The sequence below is a fragment of the Achromobacter sp. JD-1 genome, from assembly GCF_038594925.1.
In the GTDB taxonomy this organism is placed as follows: domain Bacteria; phylum Pseudomonadota; class Gammaproteobacteria; order Burkholderiales; family Burkholderiaceae_B; genus Achromobacter; species Achromobacter spanius_C.
Genome location: NZ_JBCGCS010000015.1, coordinates 99,806 through 119,304, shown reverse-complemented (window position 1 = coordinate 119,304; position 19,499 = coordinate 99,806). Strand labels below are relative to the sequence as shown.

At 64.5% G+C, this 19,499-nt stretch carries 18 protein-coding genes; 11 read left to right on the top strand and 7 right to left on the bottom strand.

Annotated elements, in window-relative coordinates; genetic code table 11:
• The first annotated feature begins 91 nt into the window (after positions 1–91).
• Entirely contained in the window at positions 92–604 is a 513-nt protein-coding gene (locus WBR68_RS21745; protein ID WP_127185011.1) for a DUF192 domain-containing protein, read from the top strand.
• Positions 605–715: 111 nt separating this feature from the next.
• On the opposite strand, the gene pcaF is transcribed toward WBR68_RS21745, so the two are convergent.
• The 5 genes from pcaF to xseA all read right to left on the bottom strand — a co-directional run bounded on the left by pcaF (position 716) and on the right by xseA (position 7,561).
• Positions 716–1,921 (bottom strand): 3-oxoadipyl-CoA thiolase, encoded by a 1,206-nt coding sequence (gene pcaF, locus WBR68_RS21740; protein WP_230695233.1) that lies wholly within the window; start codon positions 1,919–1,921, stop codon positions 716–718.
• Between the two features lie 160 nt (positions 1,922–2,081).
• Entirely contained in the window at positions 2,082–3,506 is a 1,425-nt protein-coding gene (locus WBR68_RS21735; RefSeq protein WP_127185013.1) for a chloride channel protein, read from the bottom strand.
• Positions 3,507–3,584: 78 nt separating this feature from the next.
• The gene (locus tag WBR68_RS21730; RefSeq protein WP_230695232.1) at positions 3,585–5,219 is read right to left on the bottom strand and encodes a methyl-accepting chemotaxis protein; all 1,635 of its coding nucleotides are present in this window, start codon (positions 5,217–5,219) and stop codon (positions 3,585–3,587) included.
• 286 nt (positions 5,220–5,505) lie between these two features.
• Positions 5,506–6,084, bottom strand: a complete 579-nt coding sequence (gene sodB, locus WBR68_RS21725) for a superoxide dismutase [Fe] (RefSeq protein WP_050445200.1) — start codon at positions 6,082–6,084, stop codon at positions 5,506–5,508.
• A 109-nt stretch (positions 6,085–6,193) separates the two neighbouring features.
• The gene (xseA, locus tag WBR68_RS21720) at positions 6,194–7,561 is read right to left on the bottom strand and encodes an exodeoxyribonuclease VII large subunit (RefSeq protein WP_050445199.1); all 1,368 of its coding nucleotides are present in this window, start codon (positions 7,559–7,561) and stop codon (positions 6,194–6,196) included.
• Between the two features lie 350 nt (positions 7,562–7,911).
• Here xseA and WBR68_RS21715 point away from each other — a divergent pair, with 350 nt between their 5' ends.
• The 3 genes from WBR68_RS21715 to lpxK are packed head-to-tail and all read left to right on the top strand — an operon-like array spanning position 7,912 to position 9,985.
• Positions 7,912–8,535, top strand: coding sequence for a MotA/TolQ/ExbB proton channel family protein (locus tag WBR68_RS21715; protein WP_050445198.1), 624 nt, complete (start codon positions 7,912–7,914; stop codon positions 8,533–8,535).
• On the top strand, positions 8,532–8,945 hold the full coding sequence (locus tag WBR68_RS21710; RefSeq protein ID WP_127185016.1) for an ExbD/TolR family protein: 414 nt from the start codon (positions 8,532–8,534) through the stop codon (positions 8,943–8,945). Before WBR68_RS21715 ends, WBR68_RS21710 begins: the two co-directional genes overlap by 4 nt.
• Positions 8,942–9,985: a tetraacyldisaccharide 4'-kinase gene (gene lpxK, locus WBR68_RS21705; protein ID WP_127185017.1), complete on the top strand. Its 1,044-nt coding sequence runs from the start codon at positions 8,942–8,944 to the stop codon at positions 9,983–9,985. The genes WBR68_RS21710 and lpxK overlap by 4 nt, the downstream gene beginning before the upstream one ends.
• Here lpxK and WBR68_RS21700 read toward each other — a convergent pair.
• Complete coding sequence (locus WBR68_RS21700; protein WP_230695231.1) at positions 9,982–12,225, bottom strand: IgaA/UmoB family intracellular growth attenuator; 2,244 nt, start codon at positions 12,223–12,225, stop codon at positions 9,982–9,984. The two genes, lpxK and WBR68_RS21700, sit on opposite strands and share 4 nt — an antisense overlap.
• A gap of 190 nt (positions 12,226–12,415) precedes the next feature.
• On the opposite strand from WBR68_RS21700, the gene WBR68_RS21695 reads away from it, so the two are divergent.
• From WBR68_RS21695 to rpsT, 7 genes are all read left to right on the top strand, one after another.
• Entirely contained in the window at positions 12,416–12,595 is a 180-nt protein-coding gene (locus WBR68_RS21695) for a Trm112 family protein (protein ID WP_050445385.1), read from the top strand.
• A gap of 10 nt (positions 12,596–12,605) precedes the next feature.
• Positions 12,606–13,370, top strand: coding sequence for a 3-deoxy-manno-octulosonate cytidylyltransferase (gene kdsB, locus WBR68_RS21690; RefSeq protein ID WP_050445195.1), 765 nt, complete (start codon positions 12,606–12,608; stop codon positions 13,368–13,370).
• Positions 13,371–13,460: 90 nt separating this feature from the next.
• Positions 13,461–14,117, top strand: a complete 657-nt coding sequence (gene adk, locus WBR68_RS21685; protein WP_050445194.1) for an adenylate kinase — start codon at positions 13,461–13,463, stop codon at positions 14,115–14,117.
• Positions 14,118–14,252: 135 nt separating this feature from the next.
• Positions 14,253–15,011, top strand: coding sequence for a 3-hydroxyacyl-CoA dehydrogenase (locus tag WBR68_RS21680; RefSeq protein ID WP_050445193.1), 759 nt, complete (start codon positions 14,253–14,255; stop codon positions 15,009–15,011).
• Between the two features lie 109 nt (positions 15,012–15,120).
• Complete coding sequence (gene murJ / locus WBR68_RS21675; RefSeq protein WP_050445191.1) at positions 15,121–16,680, top strand: murein biosynthesis integral membrane protein MurJ; 1,560 nt, start codon at positions 15,121–15,123, stop codon at positions 16,678–16,680.
• 191 nt (positions 16,681–16,871) lie between these two features.
• Positions 16,872–17,843, top strand: a complete 972-nt coding sequence (locus WBR68_RS21670) for a FecR family protein (protein ID WP_230695230.1) — start codon at positions 16,872–16,874, stop codon at positions 17,841–17,843.
• A gap of 289 nt (positions 17,844–18,132) precedes the next feature.
• Entirely contained in the window at positions 18,133–18,396 is a 264-nt protein-coding gene (gene rpsT, locus WBR68_RS21665) for a 30S ribosomal protein S20 (protein ID WP_025135824.1), read from the top strand.
• A gap of 103 nt (positions 18,397–18,499) precedes the next feature.
• Here the strand turns inward: rpsT and WBR68_RS21660 are convergent, their stop codons facing one another.
• Positions 18,500–19,423 carry a LysR family transcriptional regulator gene (locus WBR68_RS21660; RefSeq protein WP_230695229.1) on the bottom strand — a complete coding sequence of 308 codons (924 nt, stop codon included), beginning with the start codon at positions 19,421–19,423 and terminating at the stop codon, positions 18,500–18,502.
• Positions 19,424–19,499 lie beyond the last annotated feature (76 nt).

Below are 19,499 nucleotides of genomic sequence, written 5' to 3'. Positions count from 1 at the left end.
GTATCCCTTAAAGTGCAGCGGTAAGGCTGCACCATTATCCAGGCGGGGCTTTCGGGCCCCGCCTTGTTATTTTCTTTTTACTGCGCCAGTCATGCTGAAGAATGTGAAGTTATTGCCTGTCAACCCTACGTTGTTCAAGACAGCGTTCTTTAAACCAGCATTTCTGAAAGCACTGTCGGCGGCACTGGCCGCCACGGCGCTTGCGCTGACCGCGGGCGCCCAAGCGCAAACCGGTCCGCAACCGCCCTTGCCCACCACGCAACTTTCGGCCGGCATCCATATTATCCGAGCGGAAGTTGCCGACACCGACGCCACCCGCCAAAGCGGCCTGATGTTCCGCACGGAACTCCAGGGCAACGACGGCATGCTGTTCGTGTTCGAGCGGCCGGACGTGCAGTGCTTCTGGATGCGCAACACGCTCTTGCCGCTCTCGATAGCCTTTATCGCCGACGACGGCACGATCGTCAATATCGACGACATGGCGCCGCAGACCGAAGACCCGCACTGCGCAAGAAAGCCGGTGCGCTATGCCCTGGAAATGGCCCAAGGCTGGTTCGACGAGCACGGCATCAAGGCCGGCCGGAAAGTCGACGGGCTGCCCTGAACGGCCGCCACAGGGCGTAAGCGCCCCCTTCAGATACAACAAGGGAGCCCCGCAGGGCTCCCTTTTCATTTCCGCCACCGGCCTCGCGGCGGAAAAAACAACACTTCAGGCTTAGACGCGCTCGATGATCAGCGCGATGCCCTGGCCCACGCCGATGCACATCGTGCACAACGCGTAACGGCCGCCTGTGCGGTGCAGCTGGTTGATGGCCGTGGTGGCCAGACGCGCACCGGAGGCACCCAAGGGGTGACCCAGGGCGATCGCGCCGCCGTTGGGGTTCACGCGCGGGTCGTTGTCGGCAATGCCCAGTTGGCGCAGCACGGCCAAGCCTTGGGCAGCGAACGCTTCGTTCAGTTCGATGACGTCCATCTGGTCCAGCGTCAGGCCGGTTTGCGCCAGCACTTTCAGCGCGGCGGGCGCGGGGCCGATACCCATGATGCGCGGCGCGACGCCGGCAGTGGCCATGCCGACCACGCGAGCGCGCGGAGTCAGGCCGTGGCGGGCTGCTGCCTTTTCATCGGCCAGCAGCAATGCGGCGGAGCCGTCGTTCACGCCCGACGCATTGCCGGCCGTGACGGTGCCGCCTTCGCGGACCACACCCTTCAGCTTGGCCAGCGATTCCAGGCTGGTTTCACGCGGGTGTTCGTCTTTGGAGACGACGATGGGGTCACCCTTTTTCTGGGCGATCGACACCGGCACGATTTCGGCGTCAAACACGCCTTCTTGCTGCGCGCGAGCCGTCTTTTGTTGGCTGGCCAGCGCGAACAGGTCTTGATCTTCGCGGCTGATCTTGAAATCGTCAGCGACGTTTTCGGCCGTTTCCGGCATGGAGTCCACGCCGTACTGGGCCTTCATCAGCTTGTTGACGAAGCGCCAGCCGATCGTCGTGTCGAAAATGGCGGCATTTCGCGAGAACGCGCTGTCGGCCTTGCCCATGACGAAGGGCGCGCGGCTCATGCTTTCAACGCCGCCGGCCAGCATCAAACCGGCTTCACCGGCGCGGATGGCGCGGGCGGCGGTGCCGATGGCGTCCAGGCCCGAACCGCACAGGCGGTTGACCGTGGCGCCGGGCACTTCGATGGGCAGGCCAGCCAGCAGCGTGGCCATGCGGGCCACGTTGCGGTTGTCTTCACCCGCCTGGTTCGCGCAGCCCATGATGGCGTCGTCCAGTTCTTCCCAGCGCACGCCGGGGTTGCGCGCAATCAGCGCCTTGATGGCAACGGCGGCGAGGTCGTCGGGACGCACGCTGGCCAGTGCACCGCCGTAGCGGCCGAAGGGGGTGCGGATCGCATCACAAATAAAGGCATTCACGGTCATGGGAAGCTCGAAGTGAAGTGAAAAATTCGGGATCGGTCGATCTTAGCGCACCACATTTCGCGCCAAGTTGGTGCAGCGGCGACCTGTCCGCCACACGGACGGTGTCCGGTAGGTGTTCACCCTGATCGCGCCGGGCGCAGTCAAGAAAACCAGGTGGCGATCAGGACGAAGCGGCCTTGCCCGGCGCGCCGCCCGCCTCGGCTTGTTGCGCGGCGCGGCGCGTATCGACGATGGCCTGACGGCGAAAACGCCCGGCCGCCAAATGGTAGAACGGCTGCGGGCAGAACTGGCGCGACACGCCAGAAGCCAGCAAAGAACCCACCAATAACCAGAACAACATCGGCTGGCTGCCCGTCATTTCCATGACCACCACGCTGGCCGTCAACGGCGCCTGCGTGGCCGCCGCCAGGAATGCCGCCATCGACACGAGCACCAACACGCGCTGGTCCACGCCCTCGCCCGCCAGCTCCCAGATGTGCTGGCCGATGCCGGCGCCGGTAGTCAGCGCGGGCGTGAAGATGCCGCCAGGGATGCCCGCCCAATACGAGGCGACGGTAGCCGCCAGCTTGGCCAGGCCGAAGCCGGCCGGCGCGCTGTCTTGGCCCGACAGCAGGTCGGCCGCAACGCCGTAGCCCGTGCCGTAGACACTGCCGGCCGTGCACAGGCCGATCACGGCCAGCACCAGACCCATGATGAACGCCGTCCAGATGGGATGCGCGCGGATCCAGGCGCGCCACGCAGCCGGCGCGGCACCCGATGCGCCCTTGCCAAGCAGCCGCGCGAAGATGCCGCCCAGCGCGCCGTTGATGGCGCCGCAAATGACGATCCACATCACCATGCCATGCGCCAGCGGCGCCCCGCCGAACACGCCGAAATAGGGGTTGTTGCCCTGCACCGCCACCACCAGGAAGCCCGCGGCCAGCACGCCGATCAATACCAGGCGCTGCCACCGCAATACGGTGCCGCGGCCCAGCTCTTCGATGGCGAAGATGACGCCGGCAAGCGGCGCATTGAAGGCGGCTGCAAGCCCGCCCGCGGCGCCGGCGGCGATCAGTTCATTGGAATGGAAGCCGCGCAACTGCACGCCACGACGCTTCCAGAAATCGCCCCAGGCCAACATGAGCGCGGCGCCCACCTGCACCGACGGGCCTTCACGCCCGATCGACGCGCCCGCCAGCATGCCGAAGAACGACAGCGGAATCTTCCATAACGTTTGTGCCAGCGACACCAGGCTGCTTTGGCTGGCGCCGGGCGGCAAGGACAGCGCGCCGATGACTTGAGGAATGCCGCTGCCCGCCGCGTTCGGGGCAAAGCGCAACGTCAACCAACGCAGGGCGGCCAGACTGAAGGGCAGCACCAGCAAGGCAAGCCAGCCGTTGTGCCCCACCCATTCGCGGTTCCAGTCAAGCGCCTTGTCGGCCAGATACGCAAACCCCAGCGACATCATCGCGACCAGGCCCGCGCCGCCAAGCAATAGCGCCATTTGCAGGCTCTTGCGTGACAGGCGGTTGATCTGGCGCACCTTGCGCCGCATCAGGCGGCGTGCGGCGGTGGTGGTTCGGCGGAAAGGTTCGGTCAGGCTCATGGGCTGCTGGCGTGCGGCGCAAAGTCAGTAACCTTACCACTCTCACCTGACCCGCAGCCCACAAACTTCAGCAGAAAATCACGCTGCCGGCAGCAGTCGAGCCGACGAATGGCGTGCCGAACCCACGCCCGCGTCGAGAGCCGTGCCAACACTGCCGTTGACCTTGAAGCGGCGTACCTCCTGCGCCAAGCGCCCGGCCTGCTCCTGCATGCTGGCGGCCGCTGCCGCCGCCTCTTCGACCAACGCGGCGTTCTGCTGCGTCACGGCGTCCATCTGCGACACGGCCTGATTGACCTGGCCGATGCCTGCCGATTGCTCTTCCGACGCGCTGGCGATGTCGCGCACCAGCACCGCCACCTGACGCACACTGTCGACCAATTCGCGCATGGTGCGGCCGGCTTCATCGACCTGGCGCGTGCCGCCTTCGACGCGCGCGGCCGACTCATCGATCAGGGCCTTGATTTCCTTGGCGGCCACCGCTGAACGCTGCGCCAAGGTGCGCACTTCACCCGCCACCACGGCAAAGCCACGGCCCTGCTCGCCCGCGCGCGCCGCTTCCACGGCGGCGTTGAGCGCCAGGATGTTGGTCTGGAACGCAATACCGTCGATCACACCCGTGATATCGGCGATGCGGCGCGAACTGTCGGAAATGGCGCTCATGGTCTGCACCACGCCATCCACCACTTCACCGCCGCGCACCGCCACGGTGGACGCCTGCGTCACCAGGCGGTCGGCCTCGCTGGCGTTGTTGGCGTTTTGTTGCACGGTGCTGGTCAGCTCTTCCATGGACGCCGCGGTTTCTTCCAGCGACGAGGCCTGTTCTTCGGTGCGTTGCGACAGGTCGGAGTTGCCTTGCGCAATTTGCGACGACGCCGATGCGATGCTTTCACAGCCATCGCGCACGTCCGCCACAATGCGGCCTAGGCTGTCGTTCATGGCCTTGAGCGCCGCCATCAGTTCACCGGTTTCATCGCGCGTGGCGACCTGGATGTTCGTGGTGAGATCGCCCGCGGCAACCTGGCGCGCGGCCTTCACGGCCTGCTCCAGCGGACGCACGATGCCACGCGTGACCAGCCAGCCCAGCAACATGCCGATCACCACGCCGGCCACGGCCAGGATGATCATCACCGCACGCACGTTGCGGTACAGGTCCGTGGCGACGTCAACGGATTGCGCGGTGGATTTCTCCTTGCCCACCGCCAGGTCGGTCATCAGGTCATCAAGCTTTTGCGACGAGGCGATGACACGCTTTTCGATCTCGGCAACGCGCGGATCCGTTTGCGTCAGCGATTGCGATTTCGCGGCCGCGAAGAACGCTTCCGACTCCCGCTTCCAGATCTGTTCGGTTTCAACGAACTGCGCCAGCAGGCGTTTGCCTTCTTCTTCGTGGAAATTTTTCGCGGCCTTGTCGCGCAGCACGTCCAGGTTCTTGACCGCCTCGTCGAACCGCTTCTTCAACGCTTCACGATCCTGATCGGTGCTGGCGGCCAGATAGCCGCTGAGGGCGCGGCCCGCGTAGATCAGGTGCAGATTGGATTCTTTCAGATCCGAGATGCCACGCAGCTCAGTGTCGTACAAGCGGTCGTTCAATTCATTGATGCGAGACAGCCCCCACACGCCAAAGGCCCCAATCGCACCACCAATAACCGCCACAAGCAAAAATGCACCCGACAGGCGCGCCCCGATGCGCAAGCCCGAAAATAAGCGAAACATGCTTCCCTTCCCTGTAGTTACCCCGGTTGTAAGCGGGCATGCCGCAATCCGTTGGCCCCGTGGTTCAGCCCCCCGACCGTTCGCAACAATAGTGGCAGGAAACCCTAGGGATAACCCTAGATAAAAGCGTGTTTCATCGTCATTTCCCTGGAATGAAATCGGCAATCGACAGGTTTATGTAAGCTGAATTTTTCCTGAACGGGCAATAAAAAACCCCTTGGCGGTGCGCAAAGGGGTTTGGGGTGCAAGCCAGCGGCGTGAAAGCCGAGGCTTGTTTCTTTACCGATCAGGCAAAGTTCTTGGCGGCGAACTCCCAGTTCACCAGGGCCCAGAAGTTTTCCAGATACTTGGGACGCGCGTTGCGGTAGTCGATGTAGTACGCGTGTTCCCAGACATCACAGGTGAGCAGCGGCGTGTCGGCCGTGGTCAGCGGGGTGGCCGCGTTGCTGGTGTTGACGATGTCAACCGAGCCGTCGGCCTTCTTGACCAGCCAGGTCCAGCCCGAACCGAAGTTGCCGGCTGCCGACTTGTTGAACGCTTCCTTGAAAGCGTCAAAGCTGCCCCACTTGGCGTTGATGGCGTCAGCCAGCTTGCCCGAGGGTGCGCCGCCGGCCTTGGGGGCCAGGCTGTTCCAGTAGAAAGTGTGGTTCCAGATCTGGGCGGCGTTGTTGAAAATGCCACCCGAGGACTTCTTCACGATGTCTTCCAGCGACAGCGTTTCGAATTCCGTACCCGGGATCAGGTTGTTCAGGTTCGTGACGTAAGTCTGGTGATGCTTGCCGTAGTGGAACTCCAGCGTTTCCTTGGAAATGTGCGGAGCCAGAGCGTCGAGTTCGTAAGGCAGGGGGGGAAGAGTATGTGCCATGTGTGGGTTCCTTCTGTTGAGTGCACGATCAAGCCGGTCAATTGTATCGGCAACTAATGAGGATACCGCGTTAACCCCGGGCCTGCGCGGGGTTAACGCGACGCCTGCTTCAGCCGGCGTCGCGCGTCTTGCGGGTCTGGCGCACATCGACCTGCGCGCCGCCTTGCGCAAAGCTCAGGTCCAGCGTCTGACCCGCTTCCAGCCCGGCGGCGTCGCGCACGATGCGGCCGTCGGCATCACGCGCAATGGCGTAGCCGCGCGAAAGGGTGTTGCCCGGATCCAGCGCGCGCAATTGCGCCGTGGCCGAGGCCAGGCGGTTGCGCCCCTGCACCAGCAAGCGGGCATGCGCCTGACCTAATTGGCGCGCCGCGCTGGCCAGGCGGTCAGCCGCGCGGCGGGTGTCGGGTACCCGATGCGTCAAACGCTGCGCCAGCAGATTGACCCGCGCGGTACGGCGGTCTTGCGGGCCGGACCAGGCGGACGCCAGGCGAAAGCGCAGGCTGTTCAGGCGTTCACGCTGATGCTCCAGCCGTTGCGCGGGCGACACCAGTTGGCCGGCGGCACGATCCAGGCGCTGCGCGGCGCGCTCCAGGCGGCGCTGCTGGCCGCGCGCCATGGCCTGGGCAGCTTGCATGACCTGGCCCAGCAATTCAGAGCGAGGTACGCAGGCCAGTTCCGCTGCGGCCGTGGGCGTCGGAGCGCGCACATCAGCCACGAAGTCCACGATGGTGAAGTCGGTTTCGTGGCCCACGCCGCTGATCACGGGAATTTCACTGACCGAGACCTGGCGGGCCAGGTCCTCGTCATTGAAGCTCCAGAGGTCTTCGATGCTGCCCCCGCCACGCACCAGCAGCAGCGTGTCGACTTCGGCGCGCGCGTTGGCAAGGCGAACCTGGGCCGCCAGGCGGCTGGCGGCGTCCGCCCCCTGAACCGGGGCCGGATAGATGATGACCGGCACCTGCGGCGCCCGGCGAGCCAACGCGGACAGCACATCCCGCAACGCCGCCGCATGCAGCGACGTGATGACGCCGATTGCGCGTGGCAGCCGGACGGGTTCGCGCTTGCGGGCTGGGTCAAACAGGCCTTCGGAGGCCAGTTGCTCTTTCAGCCGCAGAAACGCTTCATACAGGTTGCCCAGCCCCGCGCGGCGCATGGCGTCGGCCTGCAATTGGTAATCGCCCCGGGGCTCGTAAAGGGAAACCCGGGCGCGGATTTCGACCTGATCGCCCGCGCGCGGCACGAAACCCACTGCATTGGCGCGGCTTCGGAACATGACGGCGCGCACCGAGGCCCGGCTGTCCTTGAGCGTGAAGTACCAATGCCCGGATGCCGCCTGCGTGAAGTTGGAAATCTCTCCACGAACCCACAACGCCGGAATGCTGCGCTCCAGCAATTGCCCCACTGCTTGGTTTAGCTGGGCAACTGTCAGGATATCCCGCGTGAATGCGTTGTTTGTGACTGCAAATTCAATTGTCATGAGGCTTTCCGATGCGTATCTGTCCACAGGCCATACGGAGCGGGCCGCAATGATACCTTTTCCAGCGAATTTTGCAGCGACCGCCCCGAAAGCCAATAAAAATTACGCAAGCAATTGATTTATATGGATTTTTTAATTAAATCCCGCTGCGCGATTTTGAAGCAAACAAGCGCAAGCCCTGTGCCCACAAGCGTTCCGGGGAAGTTTTGCACAGAATTATCCACAACTTCTGTGGATAATTCCGGGGCTTCCCCGCCTTGCCACAAAGCCCTGGCCCCGTTACAGTTTCGGCTTGATCTGATTCCACGGCGCGAGCGCTTCGCTGCCCTGGCCCCCGGGAGTTGAACGCTTTGCTTTCCATTTTGCGCGAGGCCGGCTGGCCTATCTGGCCTCTGCTGGCGACATCCGTGCTGGGACTGGCGCTGATCTTCGAGCGCTTTTTCTCCCTGCGCCGCAACCTGATTCTGCCCCGAGGGCTGAACGATCAGGTGGTGGACATGCTGCGCAACCGCCAAGACACCCCTGAAGCCATCAATCGCCTGGAACGCAATTCCCCCCTTGGCCGCGTGCTGGCCGAGGTGATGCGGCATCGCCATCTGCCCCGCGAAGAGCTGCGCAGTGTGGTTGAAGACACCGGACGCGCTGTCGCGCACGACCTCAGCCGCTACATCCCCGCCATTGGCACCATCGCCGTCGTGGCGCCGCTGATGGGTCTATTCGGTACCGTGGTCGGCATGATCGAGATTTTCGGCTCATATACGCCCGGCGGCGGCGACCCCGCCCAACTGGCGCGCGGCATCTCCATTGCGCTGTACAACACCGGCTTCGGCATCCTGATCGCCATTCCCGCCATGATCGCGCATCGCTACCTGCGCAGCCGGGTGGACAACTACCTCAGCCTTATGGAGCAATCGGCCTCGCGGCTTGTCCGCACCTTGTCGCCGATACCCGCCGTGCGCGAGGGGCGTTCATGAATTTCCGTGGTGCCCGGGGGGACCGCGACGAGCTGGACATCAACCTGATTCCGCTCATTGATGTGTTGCTGGTCATCCTGATTTTCCTGGCCGCCACCACGTCGTTCACGCGATTCACGCAGTTGCAGGTGACGCTGCCCGAGGCCTCGTCGGAACAAGACACGCCTCCCGCACTGGAAGTGGCTGTCAGCCAGGATGGGCGCTACGCGTTGAACGGCACGCTGATCGACGTTTCCACGCCGCCCGAAATCGCCGACGCGCTGCGCCAGGCCGCGGCCGGCAAACCCGATGCGCTTGTCATCATCAACGCCGACGCCCAAGCCACCCATCAATCCGTGATCAACGTCATGGAAGCCGCCCGGATGGCCGGCATCGGCCGCGTCAACTTCGCCGCCCAGACTTCACGGTGAGCACCCCGCGTTCGTCCCCTTCGCTGCTGGCGCGCCAGTGGCAGCACGGCGGCTGGCTATCGGCCCTGCTGCTGCCTTTGTCCGCGTTGACGGCGTGGGCGGTGACCAGAAAGCGCGCCGCCTATCAGAGTGGCGTCAAACGCAGCTACCGCGCGCCGGTACCGGTGGTGGTGGTGGGCAACATCTATGTCGGCGGTACGGGCAAGACGCCCGTGGTGATTGCCACGGTGCAAGGGCTGCGCGCACGCGGATTCACACCCGGCGTGGTCAGCCGGGGCTACGGCGTGAAGATTGGCGCACGCGCCAGGGTGGGCGTCGGCGCGCTGGAACCCGCCCGCTTTGGCGACGAACCCGCATTGATCGCGCGCGCCACGGACGCCCCGGTGTCCGTGCACCCCAAGCGCGCGCTGGCGGCCCAGGCCTTGCTGCAAGCCCACCCCGAGGTGGACGTGATTGTCTCGGACGACGGCCTGCAACATCTGGCGCTGGCCCGCGATGTCGAAATCGTGGTGCAGGACGAACGCGGCGTGGGCAACGGCCGGCTGCTGCCCGCCGGCCCCTTGCGCGAACCCGCCAGCCGCTTGCGCGAGGTGGATGTGGTGGTCACCAACATCGGCACGCCCAACGGATGCCCGGTCGACACGGGCAATGCCCACCCGCGCCCGGTGCGCATGTGGCTGGAGCCTGGCGACACCCGCAACATCGAAAGCGGTGCGATGCGCCCGCTGTCGGCGTACGGGGGGCAAGCGCGCATCGCGGCGGCGGCCGGCATTGGCAACCCGGAACGCTTCTTCACCACACTGCGCGCGGCCGGCATCACGCTGGACGCGACGCTGCCCTTGCCGGATCACCACGACTACGCCGATTCCCCTTTCCGGGCGATGACGGCGGACACCATCCTGGTCACCTCCAAGGACGCGATCAAGTGCGCCGCGCTGCACGACGCGCGCCTGTGGGAGGTGCCGGTGCAGGCAGCGTTTTCGGATCCCCAGCTGTTCGATTGGCTGGCGCAGGCATTGCGCCAGCCCGCCCAGGCTTAAAAGAACGCGGGCTTGGCCGCGCCACGGCGCTGTGCGTACTCCCGCAGCGCCTTGTCGCGCGATGCGGCGGCGCGTTGGCGGATCACGGCAAGCGGCGCATGCACCAGGACCAGCAGCGCGGCCAGCAGCAGCCATGCCATCCGGGCGGCGGATGGCCAGGGGTCATCCAGGCTGCGCGTGGCATCCACGATGATCCGCGGCGCGTCAGACGCCTCTGCGCCCACGTCCAGCACCATGCCGTCGACCTTGAACGCCATGGCGCCCTCGGGCAGGAACATACGCACTTGCTGGCGCCATTCGGCCAGGGCGTCCGCCACACGGGTCCGCTTGAGCTCGGGCAATGAGGCATACGGGCCCGGCAGCACATCCAGCACCACCCCGCCCTTCTGCGTGCCCATCGCAAGGTCCGACGCGCGGTTCAGCGCAGCCCGGACGGCGGGTTCGGCGCTGGCACGGGCCAGGCGCCGAGCCTCGTCAACGGAACGGGACAACATCAAGCCTTCGTCGCCGCGGCCTTTCTCCGTCAAGGCGCCCGCTTCCACCAGCTTGAGCAATTCGAGCCATTCGCGCGGCTCTTCCCTGGCCAACATAACGCTATCGACAAACGCGCGCTTAAGCCGATCGCAAGCGGCGATCGCCTCGCCCGACATGGCCTCGCAGGCCGTCTCGATACCGAGCACCGTCTTGCTCAGCCCGACCACGCTCACCACCGACACCGACCGCGAGTTGTACATCCCCATCGGGTTATTGCGCATCTGGCCCAGGACCTGGCCCCGGACCAGCATATCCATCATCGGGTTCGGCTTGGTCTTGAGAAAATCACCGGAATACAAACGCAATAGCGGCTCGTCAACCTCTAGCGGCGCGGCTTGGGGCTGGTCTCCGCCCCAGCGCAGCCGGCTGCAATCGAACCCCGCCCCGCCATCGACGGCGACGCCATCGGTTCGGACCAGCTCGCAACGTGCGCGGCCCTGCAACGACACCAACGTACCGAAGCCGGGTAGATCTTTCGCCAGGTCGGCGGCAGAGCCGTAAGAGCGCGGCTGGGCGCCGCTGAGCCACGCCTGGGTCAACGCCGCATCCGCTTTCAGGTTGTCGGCCATGAACCACACCGCCGCGCCGGCCAGCAGCCCCACCAACGTCAACGTTACATGCCGCCCCCAATGGGCACGCGGGAACAGGCGCTGCTCTTCGTCCAGCGAGTGACTGCCGCCCAGGCGCACGACGGAGTAGTCCTGCACCCGCATGTCCACGTCGACGCGGCCGTCGTCCGGCAGCACCAGGTTGCTGCGCCAGTGTTCCGGCAGTTTGATTGGCAGCTTGTCGCCCAGGAAAAGCTGGGTGGACACGGCCTGCGTGTTGTCCGGGTTGGTCAGCACGATGGCGTTCAGCTCACCGCGCGCACGGTTGACCTTCTGCGGTTCACCCGGCGCGCGGCGGCGCCATGTCAGCCACAAGGCCAGCACCGCCAGCACGCTTGCCGCGCCGGCAAATCCCACGCCGCCACCGGCCCCAGTCACGGCCAGGCAGATGAAGGCCAGCAACCACACCACCGACACCCAGAAGGCAATGCCGGGGTGCTGACGCTCGGCGATTTCCGCTGGCGTTTCGTCGCGCTGGCTCAGAATTTCCACCCGTACCGCGTCAGCCAGACTGGGGTCACCCGGTCCGCCGGGCGGTTCAGACTGCTGGCCAGACAAAACGGCGTCGGACTCTGGCGGCACCACGTCCTGCAATGCCCCCAGCTTGCCGCTGGACCATTGTTGGTCTTGTTTTTGGCGGCGCTGATCGCGTTCGCGGCCGCTGGCGATGTCGAACTCCCCGTTCAAGGCCACGACGACGGCGAATTTTTCGGTCATGACGACTTCGGCAACGTTGTCCTCGCGCAGATAATTGCGGGCGTCGTACGGCAACACCACGTCAACGCCGCCCAGCGTGTCATGCATGGTCGAGCCGCCCTGGCCGGTTTCAAGGCCGTGTCGTACGAACGCGCCTTTTAGCGGGAACACGCGGTCATTGACCAGCGTGGCCGTCTTCTTGGGGTTCGCGGGGTGCACCAGGAAGGGCTGCACCAAGGCGGCCTCTTCGGCCGTCATGGCCCGTAGCGCCTGCCCCTCGTGCTTGAGCTCGCGCAGCGCGCCTTTGTTATCGCTGCGCCGCATCATGTACGTAATCCAGCTGATCAACGACCAAACCAGAATGATCAGCATCAAACCCAGCTTGAGGGTATTGGAATCCATCTCGCGACCTTCCTCCGCATAGAACGCGGCGGATGATAGCGCTGATGCGTCCCATATTTTGAAACGCATGATTCAATTCATGACATTAATTAACAAAGCGCATGTGTGCGCGTTTCCGGCATCGAGAAAATCGAAGTTCTCCCAGGGCAAGCAAGTCTGGGGCCACCCAAACTGTTTTAGAATCGCGGTCATGGAATCCCGCCTTCTCGACATCCTCGTCTGCCCCTTGTGCAAGGGCCGCCTTGAACACGACCGCCAGCAAGCTGAACTGGTTTGCCGTGCCGACCGCCTGGCTTTCCCGATTCGTGACGGCATTCCCGTCATGCTGGAATCGGATGCCCGCGTGCTGGACGAGACCGTCTCATCCTGACCGCCGCACCGTGAGTTTCATCGCCCTGATTCCGGCGCGCGCCGCCTCGACCCGCCTGCCCGACAAGCCGCTTGCCGACATCGCCGGCAAGCCGATGGTTGTGCGTACCGCCGACCGCGCCGCCCTCTCGGGCGCGTCGCAATTGTTCATTGCCACCGACGACGTCCGCGTTCAGGCGGCCGCCCAGGCGCATGGCCTGAAGGCCCTGATGACACGCGGCGACCACCCCACCGGCACCGACCGGCTGGCTGAAGCCGTGGAACAGTTGGGCCTGCCCGATGACGCCATCGTGGTGAACGTGCAGGGCGACGAACCGCTGATCGAACCCGAACTCATTGACGCCGTCGCGGCCAAGCTGCTGGCGAACCCCCAGGCCGATATCGCCACCTGCGCCTGCCCGCTGGCCGACGCCGACGCGCTGTTCAACCCGAATGTGGTGAAGCTGGTGTGCGCCGCGGATGACCGCGCCATGTATTTCTCGCGTGCCCCCATTCCGTGGGCGCGCGACGCGCTTGCCTCGGGCGAACGGGTGCTGGCCGACGGCCTGCCCGCCTGGCATCACATTGGTCTTTACGCCTACCGCGTGTCGTTCCTGCGCCGTTTCCCGATGCTGCCGCAAGGCATGCTGGAACGATTCGAGTCCTTGGAACAACTGCGCGCCATGGAACATGGCCATCAAATCGTCGTACACCGCACGTTCAACCCTCCTGCTGCTGGCGTAGATACCCCGGCTGATCTGGAACGCGTGCGGCAGTTCTACAGCAAACAGATGTAAGGGTTATTCCCATGGCGCAGCCCCGCATTGGCTGCTGCGTTGCGGCATAATTCCCCGGATCACAAAAAATAAACCCCATCAGGAGCACTCATGCGTCTCATCTTGCTCGGACCCCCCGGCGCCGGCAAAGGCACCCAGGCCGCGTTTCTCACCCAACACTTCGGCATTCCTCAAATCTCCACCGGCGACATGCTGCGAGCCGCGGTGAAGGCAGGCACGCCCTTGGGTATTGAAGCCAAGAAGGTCATGGATGCCGGCGGTCTGGTTTCCGACGAGATCATCATCGGCCTGGTCCAAGACCGCCTGAAGCAGCCCGACTGCGCCGGCGGCTACCTGTTCGACGGTTTCCCCCGCACCATTCCGCAGGCCGACGCGCTGAAGAGCGCCGGCGTCAAGCTGGACTACGTGGTGGAAATTGAAGTGCCCGAAGAAGACATCATCGAACGTATGAGCGGGCGCCGCGTGCACCAGCCCAGCGGCCGCAGCTACCACGTGCGTTTCAACCCGCCCAAGGTCGAAGGCCGTGACGACGTCACTGGCGAAGAACTGATCCAGCGCGACGATGATCGCGAGGAAACGGTGCGCCACCGCCTGTCCGTATATCGCGAACAGACCCGCCCGCTGGTCGATTACTACTCGACCTGGGCGCAGCAAAGCGCCGCCGAGGCGCCGAAGTACCGCAAGATCTCGGGCGTGGGCGCCGTCGACGAAATCAAGTCGCGCCTGTTCGAAGCCGTCAAGAGCTGATTGGCGCTTGGTTGGCCCAAAGGCCTTCGGCGCCGGCTGGACGCAATGCGCTCCGGCATCGGCCCGAAGGCCTTGTCGCATTCGGCGCCTGCCGCGCCGCTTTCATCCCCTTTGAATTGAACTGGTGGTAGAGACATGGAAATCGCGAACAAGGTATTCATCGTTACGGGTGGCGCTTCCGGATTGGGTGCGGGCACCGTGCGCATGCTGGTGGAAAACGGCGCCAAGGTCGTCATTGCCGACGTGCAGGACGAACCCGGCCAGGCCCTGGCCAAGGAATTGGGCCAGCGCTACGTGCATTGCGACGTCACCCAGGAAGCCGACGGCAAGAGCGCCGTGGCCGCCGCGCAAGAACTGGGCGCCCTGTTTGGCCTGGTGAACTGCGCGGGCGTGGCGCCCGCAGCAAAGATCGTGGGCAAGAACGGCGCGCATCCGCTGGACTTGTTCCAGAAGGTCGTGTCGATCAACTTGATTGGCAGCTTCAACATGATGCGCCTGGCGGCCGAAGCCATGAGCGCCAACACGCCCGAGCCCACCGGCGAGCGCGGCGTCATGATCAACACCGCCTCGGTTGCGGCATTCGACGGCCAGATCGGCCAGGCGGCCTATGCCGCGTCGAAGGCCGGCGTGGCCGGCATGACCCTGCCGATCGCCCGCGACCTGGCCAAGACCGGCATCCGCTGCATGACCATCGCCCCGGGCATTTTCGGCACGCCGATGATCTTCGGCATGCCGCAGGAAGTGCAGGATTCCCTGGCCGCCAGCATCCCCTTCCCCGCCCGCCTGGGCCGCCCGGAAGACTATGCCAAGCTGGTCTACAGCATCGTCACCAACGATATGCTGAACGGCGAAACGATCCGCCTGGACGGCGCCATCCGCATGCCGCCGAAGTGATGTAGTACAAAGGCCGGCCCACAAAGTGGGCCGCCTTTTTATCTGACAGACTTCACGTTTCACGCAGTCGTTTCGGGCCGGCCCGCACTTTTTTACGTAGTACCCATCCATGAGCCTGTTTCGTTCGGCGGCCACCGTCAGCAGCTTTACCCTGCTGTCCCGCATTTCCGGCCTGATCCGCGACATCCTTGTCGCCCGCGCGTTTGGCGCCGGCCCCATCACTGACGCCTTTTGGGTCGCATTCCGCATCCCCAACCTGCTGCGGCGCCTGTTCGCCGAAGGCGCGTTCGCCCAGGCGTTCGTGCCCATCCTGGGCGCCGCGCGCAATCAGCGGTCGGAAGAAGAGGTTCGTGTCCTGCTGGATCGCGTGGCGCTGCTGCTGACCGCCGCCTTGATGCTGATTACCTTGATCGGTATCGTGGCCGCGCCCTGGGTGGTATCGGCCATGGCCAGCGGCCTGCGCGGGGCGGCCCGCGATACCGAATTCGGCGCTGCCGTCTGGATGACGCGGATGATGTTTCCCTACATCTTCTGCATGTCCCTGATCGCCTTCGCCTCGGGTGTGCTCAACACCTGGCGCCGTTTCGCCGTGCCGGCCTTTACCCCGGTGCTGCTCAACCTGTCGATGATCGCCGCCTGCATCTGGCTGGCCCCACGCATGGACGTCCCTGTCTATGCGCTGGCTATCGGCGTGATGATCGGCGGCGTGGCGCAACTGGCCGTACAGTGGACCGCCTTGGCGCGACTGGGCCTGACGCCGCGCTTTTCGCTGCGCTTTCGCCAAGCCTGGGGTGACGCCACGGTGCAGCGCATCCTCAAGCAGATGGCGCCCGCCACGCTGGGCGTATCGGTGGCCCAGATTTCCTTGCTGATCAATACCAACATCGCCACGTGGCTGACGCCGGGCAGCGTGACCTGGCTGTCTTTCGCCGACCGGCTGATGGAATTTCCCACCGCCCTGCTGGGCGTCGCGCTGGGCACTGTGCTGTTGCCCAGCCTGTCGGCCGCCCACGCCCGCGACGACCAGGGCGGCTACAGCGCTCTGCTGGACTGGGGCCTGCGCCTGGTGCTGTTGCTGGGCCTGCCTGCCGCGGTGGGCATGGCGCTGCTGTCGGATGGCTTGGTCGCCACCCTGTTCCATTACGGCGCGTTCGGCGCGCAAGACGTGCTGCAAACCCGGCTGGCCGTGATTTCCTACTCGGCCGGCTTGATCGGTCTGCTGGCGGTGAAGATTCTGGCCCCTGGCTTCTACGCCAAGCAAGACATCCGCACCCCGGTCAAAATCGCCATCGGCGTGCTGATTTTGACGCAGTTGATGAACTTGATGCTGGTGCCGGTCATGGCCCATGCTGGCTTGGCGCTGGCGATTGGGCTGGGCGCCTGCCTGAATGCGCTGGCCTTGCTGATCGGCCTGCGCCGCCGCGGCGTCTATCACCCCGGCCCCGGCTGGACGGTCTTTGCCCTGCGCCTGCTGCCGGCCTTGGCGGCGCTGGCTGCCCTGCTCTGGTATGCCGATGGCAAGATCGACTGGATTGGCTTGCAGGCCAATCCAGGCTTGCGTGCCGCCTGGTTGGGCGGGGTGCTGGCCGCAAGCGGCGCGGTCTACTTCGGAATGTTGTTACTCTTTGGGTTCCGGCTTAAAGACTTCGGACGTCGTCCAAAAGCCTGATTTCAACCGTGCGGGCGACATTCCCACCAAAAAGCCGGCTTCCCGCCGGCTTTTTGCATTAGATTCATCAAGAATTGACAAGTCGCCGGTAATCTTTGGTAAAAAACCTTTATTATTTACAAATTGCCATCGAAAGGATTCCCGCGATTTGCGGGCGGGAAGATGAAGTGAAGTACGCCCAAGGACAACCCATGGCGGACCAGGTGATCAATTGGTTGCTCTTGCTGCGCTCAGGCAAGGCAACCGCGCAGGACTACAACGACTTCCTGGCGTGGCGCGCGGCTGACCCCCTCCACGAGAATGCCTGGCAGCAACTGACCGGCACGCTCGCAGGGTCCACGTTCGGACGCCTTGGTGACGCGTACCCGGCAGCGGGTTACACCACCGGAGCCGCGCCCACCGCGCCGTCGCTGATCCCTCCGCCCCCGGCCATCGCGCCGCCCCGCCGCCGTTTTCTGACCGGCGCGTTGGCGCTCGCCAGTACCGGCGCCTGCGCGGCCTACATTGGCAATGCCTTCTACCCGCTCAACAACATAACCGCGGATGCAGCCACGGCCACTGGCGAACGCCGCCGCTATCTGCTGTCGGACGGCAGCCAACTGCTGCTGGACGCCCGCAGCCGGGTCGACCTGGACTTCACCCCCGCTTACCGCCAAGTCCGGTTGCTGGACGGCGCCGTGACCGTGGCAGTCGCCCCGGACGCGCGCCGCCCCTTCCTGGTGCAGACCGCTGAAGGCACCGTTCGTGCGCTGGGCACCCGCTACATGGTGCGCCAGCAGGCTCAGCGTACGGTGGTGGTGGTGCATGAACACGAAGTCGAGGTCGAAACCATGGCCGGCGCCCATGGCACCGTCCGTGCCGGCACCGGCGCCCGATTCGATGTGTCCCGAATGGACACCCCGCGCGCCGAACTGATGGCCGAAGCGGCCTGGGAATCCGGCTGGGTCGATGCCCGTGGCCGCCCGCTGGCGGAAGTGATCGCCGCGTTGCGCCCGTACCGCACGGGCACGCTGCGCGTGTCCATGGCGGCCGGTGGTCTGCCGGTATCGGGGCATTTTCCGCTGGACGACACCAATGCCGCCCTCGACGCGCTCCAACAGATGATGCCCATTCACGTGCGGCGTTTAACCCCCTGGTTCGTATCCATCAACGTCGCGACCTGACAACGCTGCGCTGCGCATCTGTGCCTGGCGCTCGCTTCGTTGTATACTCGGTACCGTATTTTTATCCAGTAGGCGCCGCGGGTTTTCCTCAAGGCTGTGGTTCAGGCTTAGCAGGGAATTATCCGAAAGGGTTCTCCAGCTAGGACTCTTTAGCCCAGGGACTTTTCTGCCCCAGCGCCCCCCGCCCGGTTGACGGGCGCTCCATCGACAGATCTGACATTAAAAGCTTGCAATCCCACGGGGACTTGCTAAAATGTTGGACTTTGCCGAATTCAACTTATATAGCAACATGGCCAATACCGCCCAAGCCCGCAAGCGCGCTCGCCAATCCGTTGAGCGCAACAAGCACAATTCCAGCCTGCGCTCGATGCTGCGCACCGCCATCAAGCGCGTTCGCCAATCTATCGCCGCTGGCGACAAAGCTGCGGCTGGCGACGTGTTCCAGAAGGCCTCGAGCGTGATCGATCGCGTGGCTGACAAGAACATCATCCACAAGAACAAGGCTGCTCGCCACAAGAGCCGCCTGGCTGCCGCCATCAAGGCGCTGGCCTAAGATTCTGCCGCCCCGCTTTTTGGGGCGTCATGAATACGGCAAATGAAGAAGGATGCCCTTGGGCATCCTTTTTTGTTTTGCCTGATTTTTGCCTGATTTTTGCCTAGCGCGAACCGGCATGCATATCCGCCAGTCTGGCCTTGATGGCGCAAGCGGCATCCGATAAGGACGCCATGAACCCATCCACCAGTGGATTGGCAGGCCGATGCTCCGGAAAGACCGCATTGACGCGAAAGGGCAATGATCGGCGCAACGGCCGAATGTGCAAGCCGCGGCCCACGAAATCCAATGCCGTCAGAGGGTTCACGATCGCCAGGCCCAGCCCTAGCCGCACGAACGAGCAGACCGACACCGCGGTCGGCGTTTCCACGATGGACCGCCGCAATACCCCCGCTTCCGCAAAAGCTTCGTCGATCTGTATCCGATACGGGTCGCTGGCCGACAGGCTGACAAAAGCGTGCCCCTCGAAATCAGCCAGATCTATTTCCGAGCGCGCCAGCAGCGGATGCCCGTCCGGCAGCACACACACCTCATCCACCTGCAGCAGTAGCCGCACCCGCGTGCCCGCCGGAGCGGCCTCGCGCTCGGTCAAGCCCAGATCGTAGCGTTGGGCAGTCAGCCACTCTTCCAGAAACGGTGATTCCTGCGTCTCCACCGACAGGCTTACCCCTGGATGCTCGCCATGAAAGCGCCGGAAAGCATCGGGCAGGATGGAATGCGAAAAAGCGGGCAAGGCGATCACCGACAACTGCCCGCCCCGGAACTCGCGCAGCCGCGCCGCGGCCGACACCACGCGCTCCAGGCCCGCATAGGACTGCCGGATCTCGTCGTAGAGCGCCAGGGCGGGCATGGTGGGCCGCAGCCGGCCATGCACGCGCTCGAACAGCGCAAAGCCAATGCCCTGCTCCATGCGGGCCAGTTCGCGGCTGACCGTGGGCTGCGAGGTGCTGAGGAGCTCAGCGGCCCGCGTGACGCCGCCGGCAATCATCACCGCCCGGAACACTTCAATTTGCCGATGCGTCAGCATGCGCACCTCATATCAAGAATGAATGGATGTTCAACATATAAGCATTTTACTGGATGCCTTGAACCCGGCATCATGC